Below are 14,657 nucleotides of genomic sequence, written 5' to 3' on the forward strand. Positions count from 1 at the left end.
CAATGGCCAGCGCACTGCAACAACGATTCCGATCAGACCACGGGGTGAACCTCGCCGGCCGGGACCGGGGGCGTGAGCAGGCCGAGGTTGTCCGGGGTCGGCGGGAGCCAGGCGAAGTCGAGGTCGTCGACCCGCGGCGGCAGGTAGGAGGACTCGGCCACCCACAGGTCGGTGAACCCCACCCCGCCCTCGGGATCCGGGTTCGGACCGGGCGCCGCCGCACGCAGGTGGATCGTGGTCGGAACCCGGTGGCCACGCGGGCCCGACCACCCGGGCCGGTCGCCGCGGTGGCCCGCCTGACCAGGGCGATCGGGCACGCGCTGGTCGCGGTGCGTTGCCACTATGCTCAGCCCGCGATGACTCTCACCGACCGCCTGCCGGCCACCCCCGACCCCGACGCCCTCTACGACACCTTCGCCGAGTGGGCGCAGGACCGGGGGCTGTCGCTGTACCCGGCGCAGCAGGAGGCGTTGATCGAGATCGTCTCCGGCTCGAACGTCATCCTCAGCACGCCCACCGGCTCGGGCAAGTCGCTGGTCGCCATCGGCGCGCACTTCGCCGCCATGGCCGAGGGCAAGCGCACCTTCTACACCGCGCCCATCAAGGCCCTGGTGTCGGAGAAGTTCTTCGCGCTGATCGAGACGTTCGGCGCGGAGAACGTCGGCATGATGACCGGCGACGCCAGCGTCAACGAGACCGCCCCGATCATCTGCTGCACGGCCGAGATCCTGGCCAACATCGCGCTGCGCGACGGCACGCGGGCCGACGTCGGCCAGGTCGTCATGGACGAGTTCCACTTCTACTCCGAGCCCGACCGGGGCTGGGCGTGGCAGGTGCCGCTGATCGAGCTGCCGCAGGCCCAGTTCCTGCTCATGTCGGCGACCCTGGGCGACGTCACGTTCTTCGAGAAGGACCTGACCCGGCGCACCGGCCGCACGACGAGCGTGGTGCGTTCCGCCGAACGCCCCGTGCCGCTGAACTTCCAGTACGTCACCACCCCGCTGCACGAGACGATCGAAGAGCTCCTGCACGGCCGCGAGGCACCGATCTACGTCGTGCACTTCACCCAGGCCTCCGCCCTGGAACGCGCCCAGTCGCTGATGAGCGTCAACGTCGCCACCCGCGCCGAGAAGGACGCCATCGCGGCCATGATCGGCCGGTTCCGATTCACGTCCGGATTTGGCAAGACACTGTCCCGCCTGGTCCGGCACGGTATCGGTGTGCATCACGCGGGCATGTTGCCGAAGTACCGGCGCTTGGTTGAGCAGCTGGCCCAGGCCGGTCTGCTCAAGGTCATCTGCGGCACGGACACCCTGGGTGTCGGCATCAACGTGCCCATCCGCACGGTCGTGTTCACCGCCCTGTCGAAGTACGACGGCCAGCGCACCCGCCACCTCAAGGCGCGCGAGTTCCACCAGATCGCGGGACGGGCGGGTCGCGCGGGCTACGACACCGTCGGCACGGTCGTGGTGCAGGCACCCGACCACGTGGTGGAGAACGAGAAGGCGCTGGCCAAGGCGGGCGACGACCCGAAGAAGCGGCGCAAGGTGGTGCGCAAGAAGGCACCCGAGGGTTTCGTGTCGTGGAGCGACCAGACCTTCGAACGGCTCAAGAACGCCGAGCCGGAGCCGCTGACGTCGAGCTTCCAGGTCAGCCACGCCATGCTGCTCAACGTCATCGGCAGGCCCGGTGACGCGTTCGGCGCGATGCGGCACCTGCTGGAGGACAACCACGAGGACCGGCCCGCGCAGCGCAGGCACATCCTGCGGGCGATCCAGATGTACCGGGGCCTGCTCGCGGCGGGTGTGGTGGAGCGGCAGGGCGGCGAGATCCGGCTCACCGTCGACCTGCAGGTGAACTTCGCGCTCAACCAGCCGCTGTCGCCGTTCGCGCTGGCCGCGATCGAGCTGCTGGACCGCGAGTCGCCGTCGTACGCGCTGGACGTGCTGTCGGTGGTCGAGTCCACTCTGGACGATCCGCGCCAGGTGCTGTCCGCGCAGGAGCACAAGGCGCGCGGCGAGGCCATCGGCGCGATGAAGTCCGAGGGCATCGAGTACGACCAGCGGATGGAGCTGCTGGAGGAGGTGACGTACCCGAAGCCGCTCGCCGAGCTGCTGGAGGCCGCGTTCACCACCTACCGGCGCGGGCACCCGTGGGTCGCCGACCACCACCTGTCGCCGAAGTCCGTGGTGCGGGACATGTTCGAGCGGGCGATGACGTTCGCCGAGTACGTCTCCCACTACCAGCTGGCCCGCTCGGAGGGCCTGGTGCTGCGGTACCTGGCCGACGCGTACAAGGCGCTGCGGCAGACCGTGCCGGAGGACGCCAAGACCGAGGAGCTCAGCGACCTGCAGGAGTGGCTGGGCGAGCTGGTCCGCCAGGTCGACTCCAGCCTGCTCGACGAGTGGGAGAAGCTGCGCAACCCCTCCGAAGAGGGGGTGGAAGCCTCGATCGACGACACGCCTCCGGCCGTCACGGGCAACGTGCGCGCGTTCCGGGTGCTGGTGCGCAACGCGCTGTTCCGCCGGGTGGAGCTGGCGGCGCGGCGCAACTACTACGAACTCGGCCAGTTGGACGGCGACGCGGGCTGGTCCGCCGAGGACTGGCAGGACGCGCTGGAGCCGTACTTCGAGGAGCACGACGAGATCGGCATGGGCCCGGACGCGCGCGGCCCGGCGCTGCTGGTGATCACCGAGGAACCGGGGCTGTGGCGGGTCCGCCAGATCCTGGACGACCCGGCGAAGGACCACGACTGGGGCTTCACCGCCGAGGTCGACCTGGCCGAGTCCGACGAGGTCGGCACGGCCGCCGTGCGGATCACCGAAGTCGGCAGGCTGTAGCGCGGCCCATCCGGTAGTACTCCGGTCCTGACCGGGGTACGAGCACGTCAACGTCGGGACAGAGCGGAGGCGGTTCACCCTGTCGCAGGACGAGTTCGGCGTGCTGGGGTCCCTCGTGGTCCGCCGGAACGGCCGCTCGGTCCCCGTCACCGCCGCCAAGCACCGGATCGTCCTGGCGACCCTGCTGCTGGACGCGAACCGCTCGGTGCCCGCGAGCGACCTGATCCGGCGGGTGTGGGGCGACACGCCGCCGGACCGCGCCGCGCAGACGCTGCCGGTGTACGTGATGCGGCTGCGGCGAGCGCTCGGCGAACCGCCGCTGATCCACACCACCCCGACCGGCTACCGGATCGACCTGCCGCCCGGGGCGCTGGACCTGCACCGGTTCGAGGCGGCGGCCGAGGAGGGCGCGAAGCTGGCCGCCGCCGAGGACTTCACCGCCGCCGCCGAGTCCTACGAGCGGGCGCTGGCGTGCTGGCACGGTCCGCCGCTGGCCGACGTGCCGTCCGAGTCGCTGCACGAGACGGAGGTGCCGAACCTCGCCGAGCAGCGGCTGCGGGTGATCTCCGAGCTGACCGACGTGAAGCTGCGGCTGGACCGGTGCGACGAGGTGATCGCGGACCTGCGCCGGCTCACCGCGCAGCACCCGCTGCGGGAGCGGTTCTGGTCGCAGCTGATGGTGGCGCTGTACCGGGTGGACCGGCAGGCCGACGCGCTGGACGCGTACCGGCAGGCGTCCACGGCGTTGGCGCGGGAGCTGGGCGTCGACCCGAGCGACTCGCTGCGCGCGGTGCACCACGCGATCCTCACCGGCGACCCGGCGCTGCACCAGCCGGCCGCGAACACGTGGGCGCCGGTGTCGCAGCTGCCCGCGCCGGTGGGCAACTTCGTGGGCCGCGGCGCGGAGCTGGGCCGGGTGACGGACCTGTTGACGCGGGGATCGGCGACCGTGGCGGTGTGCGGGCCGCCGGGGGTGGGCAAGACGGCGTTCGCCATCTCGGTGGCGCACGCGGTGCGCGACCGCTACCCCGACGGCCAGCTGTACGTGAACCTGCGCGGCCACTCCACGTCGCCGCCGCTGCCGACGTCCGCCGTGCTGGCGCGGTTCCTGCGGGCGATGGGCGTGCGGGCCGACCACATCCCGGTGGACACCGGCGAACTGGTCCGCGGCTACCAGGCCAGGCTGCGCGGCCGGCGGGTGCTGATCACGCTGGACAACGCCGCCTCGGTGGAACAGGTGCTGCCGCTGCTGCCCGGCGACGCCGGCTGCTCGGTGCTCGTCACCAGCCGCAACGAGCTGCGGCTGCGGGCCGCGACGGTGCGGCTGGACGTGCTGCGCGGCGACGAGGCGTGGAAGCTGCTGGCCCGGTCGCTGGGGTCGGAGGCGGCCGTGACGCAGTTCGACGCGCTCGGCGAGCTGGCCCGGCTGTGCGGGTACCTGCCGCTGGCGTTGCGGATCGCGTTGGGGAACCTGGTCGGCTCGTCGCACGTGGACGTCGCGTCGTACGTGGAGGAGCTGCGCGGCGGTGACCGGTTGGCCGTGCTCGCGGTGGACAACGACGACACGGCGGCGGTGCGGCGGGCGTTCGACCTGTCGTACGCGGCGTTGACGCCGGAGGCGGCGAGGCTGTTCCGGCTGGCCGGGCTGCTGCCGGGGCCGGACTTCAGCGTGGCCGGTGCGGCGGCGCTGCTGGACGCGCCGGAGGACGTGGCGCGCGGGCTGCTGGAGGACCTGGCGTCGGCGCACCTCGTGCAGCGGGTGGGTGCGGACCGGTTCGCGCTGCACGACCTGCTGCACGACTACGCGGCCGACCGCGCGTCGGCGGCGGGCGAGGACCTCGACGCGGCGCGGCGGCGGCTGTTCGACTGGTACCTGCGCACGTCGGTCGAGGTCGGCGACGTGCTGTACCCGGAGCTGGGCGCGTCCGGGCCGCCGCGGCTGGCCCCGGACGCGGCCAGGGCGTGGCTGGAGGCGGAACGGCCCAGCGTGCTGGCGGCGACCGAGCACTGCGCCGCGCACGGTCCGCTGCCGCTGGCGTGGCAGCTGATCGACGCGGTCGGCGGGTACTTCGGCTCGCACGGGCACCACGTGGAGTTCGTGCACGCCATCGACGCGGCCCTGGGCGCGGCGCGGGCGGCGGGCGACCACGACGCGGAGACGTTGATGCTGGTGTGGCTCGCGGCCGAGCACCGCAACCTGGGCAACCTGCGTGCGGCGCAGCGGTACCTGCGGACGGCGCGGCCGTCCGGGCGGACGGTGTGGCTGCACGCGGGGCTGGACGGGGTGGTGCACCTGGAGCTGGGCGAGTTCCCGGCGGCGTTCGCCTCGTTCGAGCGGCTGATGGCGTTGAGCCGGGAGGAGTGGGCCGGCCCGCACGTGCGGATCGGGGCGTTGGCGGGGCTCGGCGCGTTGCGGATGATGCGGGGTGAGCTGGAACCGGCCCGGTCGCTGCTGGCCGAGGGGTTGGAGCTGGCGCGTGCGGCAGACGGGGTGAACCTGGAGGCGGCGTGCGCGGCGCTGCTCGGGCGGTGCCTGACGGGTGCCGGTGACCACGGTCGGGCCGTGGAGCTGCTGCGGGAGGCGTTGGCGGCGTGGCACCGGACGGGGGCGCGGCACGCTCGGGCGGAGGGGATGGCGCACCTGGCGACGGCGCTGTGCCTGGGCGGTGAGCACGCGGAGGCGTTGCGGACGGCTCAGCGCTCGTTGGCGCTGGTGCAGGACCTGGGCGGCAGCCCGCGCATCGAGTCGGAGGTGCACAACGCGCTCGGCCTGGTCCTGCGCCACCTGGGCAAACCGGCCCGCGCCGTGGCCGCCCACCTGCGCGCGCTGGAACTGGCCACGTCGTCGGACTACCGCTACGGCGTCGCCCGCTCGCACGTCCACCTGATCCACGCCCTGGCCGCGGACGGCCGCCGCGCCGAAGCCCTCCGCCACGCCCGCGTCGGCCACGACCTGGCCACCCGCAGCGGCTTCGGCGAATGCGCAGCCGCCGCCACCACCGCCCTCACCACCCTGACCTGACCCCGCGAGTCGAACCTTCAGGTCACGCGGGACCTGAGCGTTCGACTCGCGGGTTTTGGGGGCCAATTGAGACCACTCCTCCGGGTCGTTGACCGCGTGGTCGGTGAACGAGAGCATCGGGTTTCGATACTTCGGCGGCTCATCTGGTGGGGGATGTCATGGAATCCGGTCCGCACGTCGAACTGTCGCGGATCGTGGAGCCGACGCCACGCACTTCCGCCGAATTGGTCTGCGCGCTGACGGAGTTGGCGCGGCTGGCCAACGAGTGGTCGGACTTGGTGCGCGGGCTGCACGAGCCGACCCGCCGGCTGGTCGGCAGCGCGGCGGCGGCCTCGGTTTCGCTGGCCGCACGCCGGGCCGAGGAGGCGTTCCTCGAGCTGGAGATGACGCTCGGTGACGCCCAGGCCGCACGCCGGTCATTGCCCTTGGCCACCCCGAAGGGTGAGGATAGGCGTCCGGTGGTCTAATCGCCGACGCTGCCGACCACACCGCATTGGAACTCCATGACCTCAGGACTTCCCTGCCCTCTCTGCGAGGGCCCGGAGCGCCGTGGGGCGCTTGAACGAACACTCAGGGTGCTCGCCGTGGACGACGAGGCACCCGCCCTGGAGGACCTCGTCTACCTGCTGCGCTCGGACCCGCGCGTCGCCCACGTCGAAGCCGTCACGGACGCGACCAAGGCGCTGCGGACGCTGCACCGCGCGATGGACGCGGGCCAGCCGGTCGACGCCGTCTTCCTGGACATCCGGATGCCCGGCCTGGACGGGCTGGACCTGGCCCGCGTGCTGTCCCGGTTCGCCCAGCCGCCGCGCATTGTTTTCGTCACCGCGCACCAGGAACCCGCGGTCGAGGCATTCGAGCTGAAAGCGCTCGATTACCTGCTCAAGCCGGTCCGGGCGGAACGGTTGGCCGAGTCCGTGCACCGGATCGTGCACGAAGTGCTCGATTCCAAGACGCCGGAACCGGCCGCCGCCGCGCCGGCCGAGAAAACACCCGATGTGGGTGACGAAGTCATTCCGGTGGAACTGGGCGGCATCACCCGGTTCATCCGATTGGCGGACATCCGGTACGTCGAGGCGCACGGCGACTACGCCCGGCTGCACACCGCCACCGGGAGCGGCCTGGTCCGCGCCGCGCTCAACGGCCTGGAGGAGCGGTGGCGCTCGGCCGGGTTCGTGCGCATCCACCGCAGCCACCTCGTCTCGCTCGGCCACATCGACGAGCTGCGGCTGGAGGACGGCCACCTGAGCGTCAACATCGGCGGCGCGGTGCTGCCGGTCAGCCGGCGGCACGCCCGCCACCTCCGGCAACTGCTGGTGCGCCGCAACCGGCAGCCGTCGTGACCTCGCCGCAGCGACCGCCCACCCAGCGGGTCGTGGTGACGAGCCCGCGCACCCGCGCGCCGCGCGCTCCCCGCCCGTACCCCGCGTCACGGGAGATCGACGAGCAGAGCGAGCTGGGCGCCGTCTACATGCGGTCGCTGATCCGCACCCAGCGGCGGCTCGGGCTGCTGCTGTGCGCGGTCGTGTGCGGGAGCGTGGCGGCGCTGCCCCTGGTCTTCACGTTCGCGCCCCAGGTCGGCGCGCAACGGCTGCTGGGCCTGCCGCTGCCGTGGCTGCTGCTGGGCATCCTGGTGTTCCCGGTGTTCGTGCTCGCGGGCTGGTTCTACGTGCGCCAGGCCGAGCGCAGCGAGCGCGAGTTCGCCGAACTGGTAGAGCGCTCGTGAGCAGTGGGTACGGCATCGTCGCGGTGTTGGTGGTCGCGGTCGGGACCATGTTGGTCGGCACGTACGGGCTGCGGATCTCGCGGACGACGTCGGACTTCTTCGTCGCCTCGCGCACGGTCTCGCCGTGGTGGAACGCCTCCGCCATCGGCGGCGAGTACCTGTCCGCCGCGTCGTTCGTCGGCATCGCCGGGCTGATCTTCGCGCACGGGCCGGACATGCTGTGGTTCCCGGTCGGCTACACGGCGGGCTACCTGGTGCTGCTGGCGCTGGTCGCCGCTCCCCTGCGCCGCAGCGGCGCGTACACGCTGCCCGACTTCGCCGAGGCGCGGTTCGCGTCACCGGCGGTGCGTGCGGTGGCGAGCGTGTTCGCGCTGGGCATCGGGTGGCTGTACCTGCTGCCGCAGCTGCAGGGCGCCGGGCTGACCCTGCACACGGTGACGGGTGCGCCCGACTGGGTGGGCGCGCTGGTGGTCGCGGTGGTCGTGACGACGAACGTGATCTCCGGCGGGATGCGCAGCATCACGTTCGTGCAGGCGTTCCAGTACTGGCTCAAGCTGACCGCGATCGCGGTGCCGGTGGTCTTCCTGATCATGGCCTGGCACGCGCACGGCGCCCGCGACCTGACCGGGCCGCAGTTCCCCGAGTTCCCGAAGCAGACCACGGTCACGTTCGACACCGACACGACGTTCGACGCCTCCCGCGCCACGCCCTTCACCGGCACCGGCCGCGTGGACGGCGAGCGGGTCGACGGCGGCGGGCAGCTGGCCGTGGGCAGGCACGCGGTGGCCGCCGGCACGCGGTTGACGTTCCCCGAGGGCGCGGCCGTGCCGCACGTGCGGTCGATCCCGTCGAACACCAACGACGTGTGGGCGCTGCCGATGCGCGGCGGCGAGAGGTTCCCCCTGTACGCGGTGTACTCGCTGATCATCGCCACGTTCCTGGGCACGATGGGCCTGCCGCACGTGATCGTGCGCTTCTACACCAACCCGAACGGCCGCGCGGCGCGGCGGACCACGTTGATCGTGCTGGGGCTGCTGGGCGTGTTCTACCTGATGCCGCCGATCTACGGCGCGCTCGGCCGGCTCTACACGCCCGAGCTGCTGATGACCGGTGACACGGACGCGGTGGTGCTGGTGCTGCCGAGCCGGATGATCGACGGGTTGGGCGGGCAGTTGCTGGGCGCGTTGGTGGCCGGTGGGGCGTTCGCCGCCTTCCTGTCCACGTCGTCGGGGCTGATGGTGTCGCTGGCGGGCGTGCTGAGCCGGGACGTGCTGCGGTTGCGGGGCGTGCGCGGGTTCCGGGTGTCGACGGTGCTGGCCGTGCTGGTGCCCCTGGGCATGACGTGGCTGGTGGGCAAGGTGCCGGTGGCCGACATGGTCGGCTTGGCGTTCGCGGTGGCCGCGTCGTCGCTGTGCCCGCTGCTGGTGCTGGGCATCTGGAGCACGCGCATCACCACGGTCGGCGCGGTGGCCGGGATGGTCGCGGGCGGCCTGCCGGCGCTGGTCGCAGGCATGGTCACGATCAGCGCCCGCGGCGGCGGCGCGTGGTACCACGTGTTCCTGGCCCGGCCCGCCGCGTGGACCGTGCCGTTGGGTTTCGTCGTGATGTACGTGGTGTCGTTGCTGACGCCGCGCAAGGTGCCTCCGGGGGTGAACCACGTCATGGTGCGCTTGCACGCGCCGGAGAACCTGGGTCTGCGCAGTCAGGACCGGTTGTGACCGCGCTGTGGACGGCGGGCGCGATCCTGCTCGTCGGCCTGGCCGTGGTGATCACGCTGTGGTGGACGTCCCGCACCCGCAACGACTTCCTGACCCACGAGCAGCGGATCACGTTCGAGACGCTGCACACCGCGTGGTCGGCCGCTCCCCCGCTGCGCGCCGGGCTGGTGCCGGAGGCGGCGAAGAAGTCGGCCAAGCACCTGCGGACGCTGCTGGGCACGCCCGCGCTCGCGCTGACCGACGAGACCGAGGTCGTGGCGTGGGAGGGCGACGGCGAGCACCACGCGGCGGAGGCGATGGGCCTGGCCGCGGACGTGTTCGCCACCGGTCGCACGCGGGCGTTCGACATCACCTGCTCCACGCCCGACTGCCCCGTGCACACGGCCGTCCTCGCGCCGCTGACCGTGGAGGGGCGGGTGGTCGGTGTGCTGGCGGCGTACAGCCGGGAGGCGTCGGCGGGGCTGGTGCGGGCGACCAACGAGGTGGCCAGGTGGGCGTCGGGCCAGCTGGAACTGGCCGAGCTGGACCGGTCGCGGACCCGGCTGGTGGAGGCGGAGGTGCGGGCGCTGCGGGCGCAGATCTCGCCGCACTTCATCTACAACTCGTTGTCCGCCATCGCGTCTTATGTGCGCACGGACCCCGAGCGCGCTCGCACGCTGTTGCTGGACTTCGCCGACTTCACCCGCTACTCGTTCCGCCGGGCCGGTGACTTCACCACGTTGTCGGAGGAGCTGAAGTCGATCGACCAGTACCTGGCGCTGGAACGGGCCCGGTTCGGCGAACGGCTCAAGGTGACGTTGCAGATCGCGCCCGAGGTGCTGCCGGTGACCGTGCCGTTCCTGTGCCTGCAGCCGTTGGTGGAGAACGCCGTGCGGCACGGGATGGAGGGCAAGGTCGGGCCGGGCCACATCTCGATCCTGGCGGCGGACGCGGGCGAGGAAGCGCACATCACCATCGAGGACGACGGCATCGGCATGGACCCGGACGCGCTGCGCCGCACGTTGGCGGGTCAGGTGGGCGAGACGGCCGGGATAGGGCTCGGGAACATCGACGAGCGCCTGCGGCGGTGCTACGGCGACGACTACGGCCTGGTCGTGGAGACAGCGCAGGGGCTGGGCACGAAGATCAGCGTTCGGGTGCCGAAGTACCAGGCGGGCGTGCACGCGTAGCGGCGCCGGAGCGCCGTTCACGAAGCCGTGCCGACCGCGAGGCCCGCGCCGGTGGACCGGTCAGGCCGCGACGACCGCCGGTCCCAGGGCCGCGGCGCCGGCGGCGGTGAGGCGGGCGGGCGCGTGGTCACCCGGCGCGACCGGGGTCGACGCCTCGATCAGGCCCGCGTGCACCAGCGCACGGGCCGTGGTCGGGTCGCAGAACGGCAGACCGTCCACCCGCACGTCCGGCTCGGCGCTGCGGGTCAGGTCGACCCGGTTCGCGGCGGTCGCCTTCAACAGCGCGACCTCGCGTCCGGACAGCTCCTCCATGACGAACACCTCCAGTGGGACGATCGGCCCAGCGGACGTCCCGGTTCACCGTCGGGGACGTCCGCGTTGCCACCGTCGTTCCCCGTTCGTTCAGCCCGCGGCGCGCGCGCCGCGTCGTTCCGCCGCTTCCAGCACCAGCCGCAGCCACTCGGCGTCGCCCATCGCGCCGTCCACCGCGACCCGCCGCAGCCGCGGCCACAGCCCGGCCTCGGTCCACTCCTGGAACCGGCGGTGCACGGTCGGCACGGTCACGCCGAACGTCGGCGGCAGGTGCCGCCACGCGCAACCGCTGGTCAGGACGAACACGATCGCGGTGAAGATGGCCCGGTCGGACACCCGGCCGCGGCCGCCGCCCTGCCTGCGCACCTTCGCGGGCGGGAGCAGCGGCTCGACCACCGCCCACAGCGACGGCGGCACCAGGCGCACGGCCAGTTGCTCGATCACGTCGGCGTGCGGCGGGCGGGGTGGTGCCTCCGGCGCCCGGCGCACCCACGGCTCCTGCCGCTGGGCGTCGCCGCGCTGGCGGGCGCGCAGCAACATGGCCAGGGCGGCGTCGTCGGTGCGCCTGGGCGCGACCGCCGGGTGTGCGTGCTGTTGTGCCTGGCGGGCGATCTCCGCGCCCACCGTCCGACCGAACGGCTGCGCTGGTCGTACGTAGTTGGTCATCAGGTCCTCCGCCCAGGACGTCGTGATGCCCATCACGCTAGGAACACCGGCGCTCCCTGGTAAGGGAACGCGCGACGAACGGGAGTGGTACAGCGTCACGCGGACACCGTCGTTCCGTCGAACGGCCACACAGGAGCGACGAGCGGATGAACGGTCACTCCCCGACACGGGCTGCGCACGGATACGCTCGAAGGTGTGAGCACTGCGCCGCGACTCCTCGCCACCAGCGACCTGCACGTGACGTACCAGCAGAACCGGCGGTTCGTCGAAGCGATTCGCCCGCACTCCCCCGACGACTGGCTGATCGTGGCGGGCGACGTGGCCGAGAAGTTCGACGACGTCGAGTGGGCGCTGGGCGTGCTGCGCCGCCGCTTCGCCAAGGTGGTGTGGTCCCCGGGCAACCACGAGCTGTGGACCACGAAGGACGACCCGGTGCAGGCCCGCGGCGAGGTGCGCTACAAGCAGCTGGTCGAGCTGTGCCGCAGCATCGACGTGCTCACGCCGGAGGACGAGTTCGCGGTGTTCGAGGGCGCCGGCGGGCCGGTGGCGGTGGCACCGCTGTTCACCCTCTACGACTACACGTTCCGCCCGGCGGGCACGACGGACAAGGCGTCCGCGCTGGCCGTGGCGCAGGAGGCCGGTGTGATCTGCACCGACGAGTACTTCTTGCACCCCGACCCGTACCCGAGCCGTGAGGCGTGGTGCGCGGCGCGGGTCGAGGAGAGCGAACGCCGGTTGCGCGCCGTGGACAGCTCGTTGCGCACCGTGCTGATCAACCACTGGCCGCTCGTGCGTGACCCCACGTTCGTGCTGCGGTACCCCGAATTCGCCTTGTGGTGCGGCACGGAGCGGACCGCGGACTGGCACCTGAGGTTCCGCGCGGCGGTGATGGTCTACGGGCACCTGCACATCCCGCGCACGATCCGCAAGGACGGCGTCCGCTTCGACGAGGTGTCGCTGGGCTACCCGCGGGAGTGGCAGCCGCGTGGCTGGACCGCCGCGCCGCTGCTGGACGTGCTGCGCGAGGGGGACGCCCGGTGATCACGGACCTGCTCACGCCGCCGGTGTCGGCGTTCGACACGTTCGACGATCCGGACGGGGTGATGTTGTTCCCCGAAGAGGAGGAGCACGTCGCCCGCGCGGTGGACAAGAGGCGCCGCGAGTTCGCCACCGGGCGGCACTGCGCCCGCACGGCCCTGGCCGCGCTCGGCTACCCGCCCGTGCCGCTGCTGCCCGGTCCGAGGCGCGAGCCGACGTGGCCGGAGGGCGTCGTCGGCAGCATCACGCACTGCAAGGGCTACCGGGCGGCGGCCGTCGGCCGGACGTCGGAGGTGTGGACGATCGGGATCGACGCCGAGCCGAACGAGCCGACCCCGGAAGGCGTGCTGGCGGCCATCGCGGTGCCCGGCGAGCTGGCCCGGATGGGTGAGTTGAGGGCGGCGGGCGACGAGGTGGCGTGGGACCGGCTGCTGTTCAGCGCCAAGGAGACGGTCTACAAGGCGTGGTTCCCGCTGGCGCGGGCGTGGCTGGGGTTCGAGGATGCGGAGGTGACCATCAACCCGGACGACGGCACGTTCTCCGCGCGGATCCTCATCGAGCCGCCCGTGGTGGACGGGGTGGTGCTGGACGGGTTCACCGGTCGCTGGCTGGCGCGGGAGGGGTTTGTGGTGACCGCGATCGCGGTACCCGCGCGCTGATCAAGCGGTTGGGAAGGCGGCGGTATGGGCGACGAGGTCGGGCGACAGCAGTTCACCCGCGACGACCGGACGAAGTACCGCACGAAGGTGCGTCGCTGCCTGGACGTGTTCGCCCGGATGCTGAGCGAGTCGCGGTTCGAGTTCGACCGGCCGACGACCGGGTTGGAGATCGAGCTCAACCTGGTCGACGACGCGGGCGACCCGACGATGCGCAACGCCGAGGCGCTGGAGGCCATCGCCGACCCGGACTTCGTGACCGAGCTCGGCCAGTGGAACCTGGAGATCAACGTCGCGCCCCGGCTGCTGACCGGCGGCGGGATCACGGCGTTCGAGGACGTCGTGCGGACGTCGTTGAACGAGGCCGAGCACAAGGCGCGCGGCGTGGACGCGCACATGGTGATGATCGGGATCCTGCCGACGTTGCAGCCCAAGCACCTGGCGGTGGACGCGCTGTCCGGCAACCCGCGGTACACGCTGCTCAACGAGCAGGTGCTGGCCGCGCGGGGCGAGGACCTGCAGATCTCGATCAGCGGGGTCGAGCGGTTGCAGCTGACCGCGGACTCGATCGTGCCGGAGGCGGCGTGCACGAGCACTCAGTTCCACCTGCAGGTGTCGCCGGAGGACTTCGCGGCGTACTGGAACGCGGCGCAGGCCATCGCGGGCGTGCAGGTCGCGATCGGGGCCAACTCGCCGTTCCTGCTGGGCAAGGAGCTGTGGCGGGAGACGCGGATCGCGTTGTTCCAGCAGGCCACGGACACGCGCAGCGACGAGCTGAAGGAGCAGGGCGTCCGGCCGCGGGTGTGGTTCGGGGAGCGGTGGATCACGTCGATCTTCGACCTGTTCGAGGAGAACGTGCGGTACTTCCCGGCGCTGCTGCCGATCTGCGACGAGGAAGACCCGGTGCAGGTGCTGGAGCGCGGCGACACGCCGTCGTTGGCCGAGCTGCGGCTGCACAACGGCACGATCTACCGCTGGAACCGGCCGGTGTACGACGTGGTGCGCGACCAGCCGCACCTGCGGGTGGAGAACCGGACCCTGCCGTCCGGGCCGACCGTGGTCGACATGCTGGCGAACGGCGCGTTCTACTACGGCCTGGTGCGCGTGCTGGCCGAGGAGGAACGGCCGCTGTGGTCGCAGATGTCGTTCAGCGCGGCGGAGGAGAACTTCACCGCGGGCGCGCGGTCCGGGCTCGACGCGCAGGTCTACTGGCCGGGTCTGGGCACGGTGCCGGTGGCGGAACTGGTGCTGCGCCGACTGCTGCCGATGGCGCACGAGGGCCTGGTGCGGATGAAGGTGGACCAGGCCGAACGCGACCGCCTGCTCGGCGTGATCGAGCAGCGCTGCCTGACCGGCGTGAACGGGGCGACGTGGCAGGCACGGGCCTTCCACCGGCACTACGACCACACCGCCCTGGACCGGCCCGAGGCGCTGCGCCGGATGCTGCGCACCTACCGCGACCTGATGCACAGCAACGAACCGGTCCACACCTGGCCGGTGTCCTGACCGG

General features: G+C 72.2%; 12 protein-coding genes and 1 pseudogene. 10 read left to right on the forward strand and 3 right to left on the reverse strand.

The window, feature by feature from the left end; genetic code table 11:
- Positions 1-32 precede the first annotated feature (32 nt).
- Positions 33-341: a hypothetical protein gene (locus B0I31_RS40110; RefSeq protein WP_146173967.1), complete on the reverse strand. Its 309-nt coding sequence runs from the start codon at positions 339-341 to the stop codon at positions 33-35.
- A gap of 15 nt (positions 342-356) precedes the next feature.
- Between B0I31_RS40110 and B0I31_RS27600 the strand changes: the two genes are divergently transcribed.
- The 7 genes from B0I31_RS27600 (at position 357) to B0I31_RS42690 (ending at position 10,475) form a co-directional block, all read left to right on the forward strand.
- Complete coding sequence (locus B0I31_RS27600) at positions 357-2,840, forward strand: DEAD/DEAH box helicase (protein WP_106618521.1); 2,484 nt, start codon at positions 357-359, stop codon at positions 2,838-2,840.
- A gap of 100 nt (positions 2,841-2,940) precedes the next feature.
- Positions 2,941-5,862: an AfsR/SARP family transcriptional regulator gene (locus B0I31_RS27605; RefSeq protein WP_245950481.1), complete on the forward strand. Its 2,922-nt coding sequence runs from the start codon at positions 2,941-2,943 to the stop codon at positions 5,860-5,862.
- Between the two features lie 158 nt (positions 5,863-6,020).
- A complete protein-coding gene (locus B0I31_RS27610) occupies positions 6,021-6,329 on the forward strand; it encodes a hypothetical protein (protein WP_106618313.1) in 309 nt (102 codons plus the stop codon).
- Between the two features lie 36 nt (positions 6,330-6,365).
- Positions 6,366-7,205, forward strand: a complete 840-nt coding sequence (locus B0I31_RS27615; protein WP_181320439.1) for a LytR/AlgR family response regulator transcription factor — start codon at positions 6,366-6,368, stop codon at positions 7,203-7,205.
- Complete coding sequence (locus B0I31_RS27620; RefSeq protein ID WP_106618314.1) at positions 7,202-7,588, forward strand: DUF485 domain-containing protein; 387 nt, start codon at positions 7,202-7,204, stop codon at positions 7,586-7,588. The genes B0I31_RS27615 and B0I31_RS27620 overlap by 4 nt, the downstream gene beginning before the upstream one ends.
- Positions 7,585-9,306, forward strand: a complete 1,722-nt coding sequence (locus B0I31_RS27625; RefSeq protein ID WP_106618315.1) for a sodium/solute symporter — start codon at positions 7,585-7,587, stop codon at positions 9,304-9,306. The genes B0I31_RS27620 and B0I31_RS27625 overlap by 4 nt, the downstream gene beginning before the upstream one ends.
- On the forward strand, positions 9,303-10,475 hold the full coding sequence (locus tag B0I31_RS42690) for a histidine kinase (RefSeq protein WP_181320441.1): 1,173 nt from the start codon (positions 9,303-9,305) through the stop codon (positions 10,473-10,475). Before B0I31_RS27625 ends, B0I31_RS42690 begins: the two co-directional genes overlap by 4 nt.
- 60 nt (positions 10,476-10,535) lie before the next feature.
- Here the strand turns inward: B0I31_RS42690 and B0I31_RS27635 are convergent, their stop codons facing one another.
- Both B0I31_RS27635 and B0I31_RS42025 read right to left on the reverse strand, forming a co-directional pair.
- Positions 10,536-10,787, reverse strand: coding sequence for a hypothetical protein (locus tag B0I31_RS27635; protein WP_106618523.1), 252 nt, complete (start codon positions 10,785-10,787; stop codon positions 10,536-10,538).
- A 102-nt stretch (positions 10,788-10,889) separates the two neighbouring features.
- Positions 10,890-11,231: pseudogene (locus B0I31_RS42025) on the reverse strand (transposase); the annotation flags it as partial.
- Positions 11,232-11,648: 417 nt separating this feature from the next.
- Here B0I31_RS42025 and B0I31_RS27645 point away from each other — a divergent pair.
- From B0I31_RS27645 to B0I31_RS27655, 3 genes are read left to right on the forward strand one after another with little or no spacing between them, the layout of a single operon-like run.
- A complete protein-coding gene (locus B0I31_RS27645; RefSeq protein ID WP_106618317.1) occupies positions 11,649-12,494 on the forward strand; it encodes a metallophosphoesterase family protein in 846 nt (281 codons plus the stop codon).
- The gene (locus B0I31_RS27650; protein WP_106618318.1) at positions 12,491-13,150 is read left to right on the forward strand and encodes a 4'-phosphopantetheinyl transferase family protein; all 660 of its coding nucleotides are present in this window, start codon (positions 12,491-12,493) and stop codon (positions 13,148-13,150) included. The genes B0I31_RS27645 and B0I31_RS27650 overlap by 4 nt, the downstream gene beginning before the upstream one ends.
- A 24-nt stretch (positions 13,151-13,174) precedes the next feature.
- A complete protein-coding gene (locus B0I31_RS27655; protein WP_106618319.1) occupies positions 13,175-14,653 on the forward strand; it encodes a glutamate-cysteine ligase family protein in 1,479 nt (492 codons plus the stop codon).
- Positions 14,654-14,657 lie beyond the last annotated feature (4 nt).

Source organism: Saccharothrix carnea, assembly GCF_003014735.1.
GTDB classification, from domain to species: Bacteria; Actinomycetota; Actinomycetes; order Mycobacteriales; family Pseudonocardiaceae; genus Actinosynnema; species Actinosynnema carneum.

Excerpts from the sequence above, each read along its gene's own strand:
- B0I31_RS27600 (WP_106618521.1), top strand. The coding sequence starts at position 357 with ATGACTCTCACCGACCGCCTGCCGGCCACCCCCGACCCCGACGCCCTC.
- B0I31_RS27610 (WP_106618313.1), top strand. The coding sequence starts at position 6,021 with ATGGAATCCGGTCCGCACGTCGAACTGTCGCGGATCGTGGAGCCGACG.
- B0I31_RS27615 (WP_181320439.1), top strand. The coding sequence starts at position 6,366 with ATGACCTCAGGACTTCCCTGCCCTCTCTGCGAGGGCCCGGAGCGCCGT.
- B0I31_RS27635 (WP_106618523.1), bottom strand. The coding sequence starts at position 10,787 with ATGGAGGAGCTGTCCGGACGCGAGGTCGCGCTGTTGAAGGCGACCGCC.
- B0I31_RS27655 (WP_106618319.1), top strand. The coding sequence starts at position 13,175 with ATGGGCGACGAGGTCGGGCGACAGCAGTTCACCCGCGACGACCGGACG.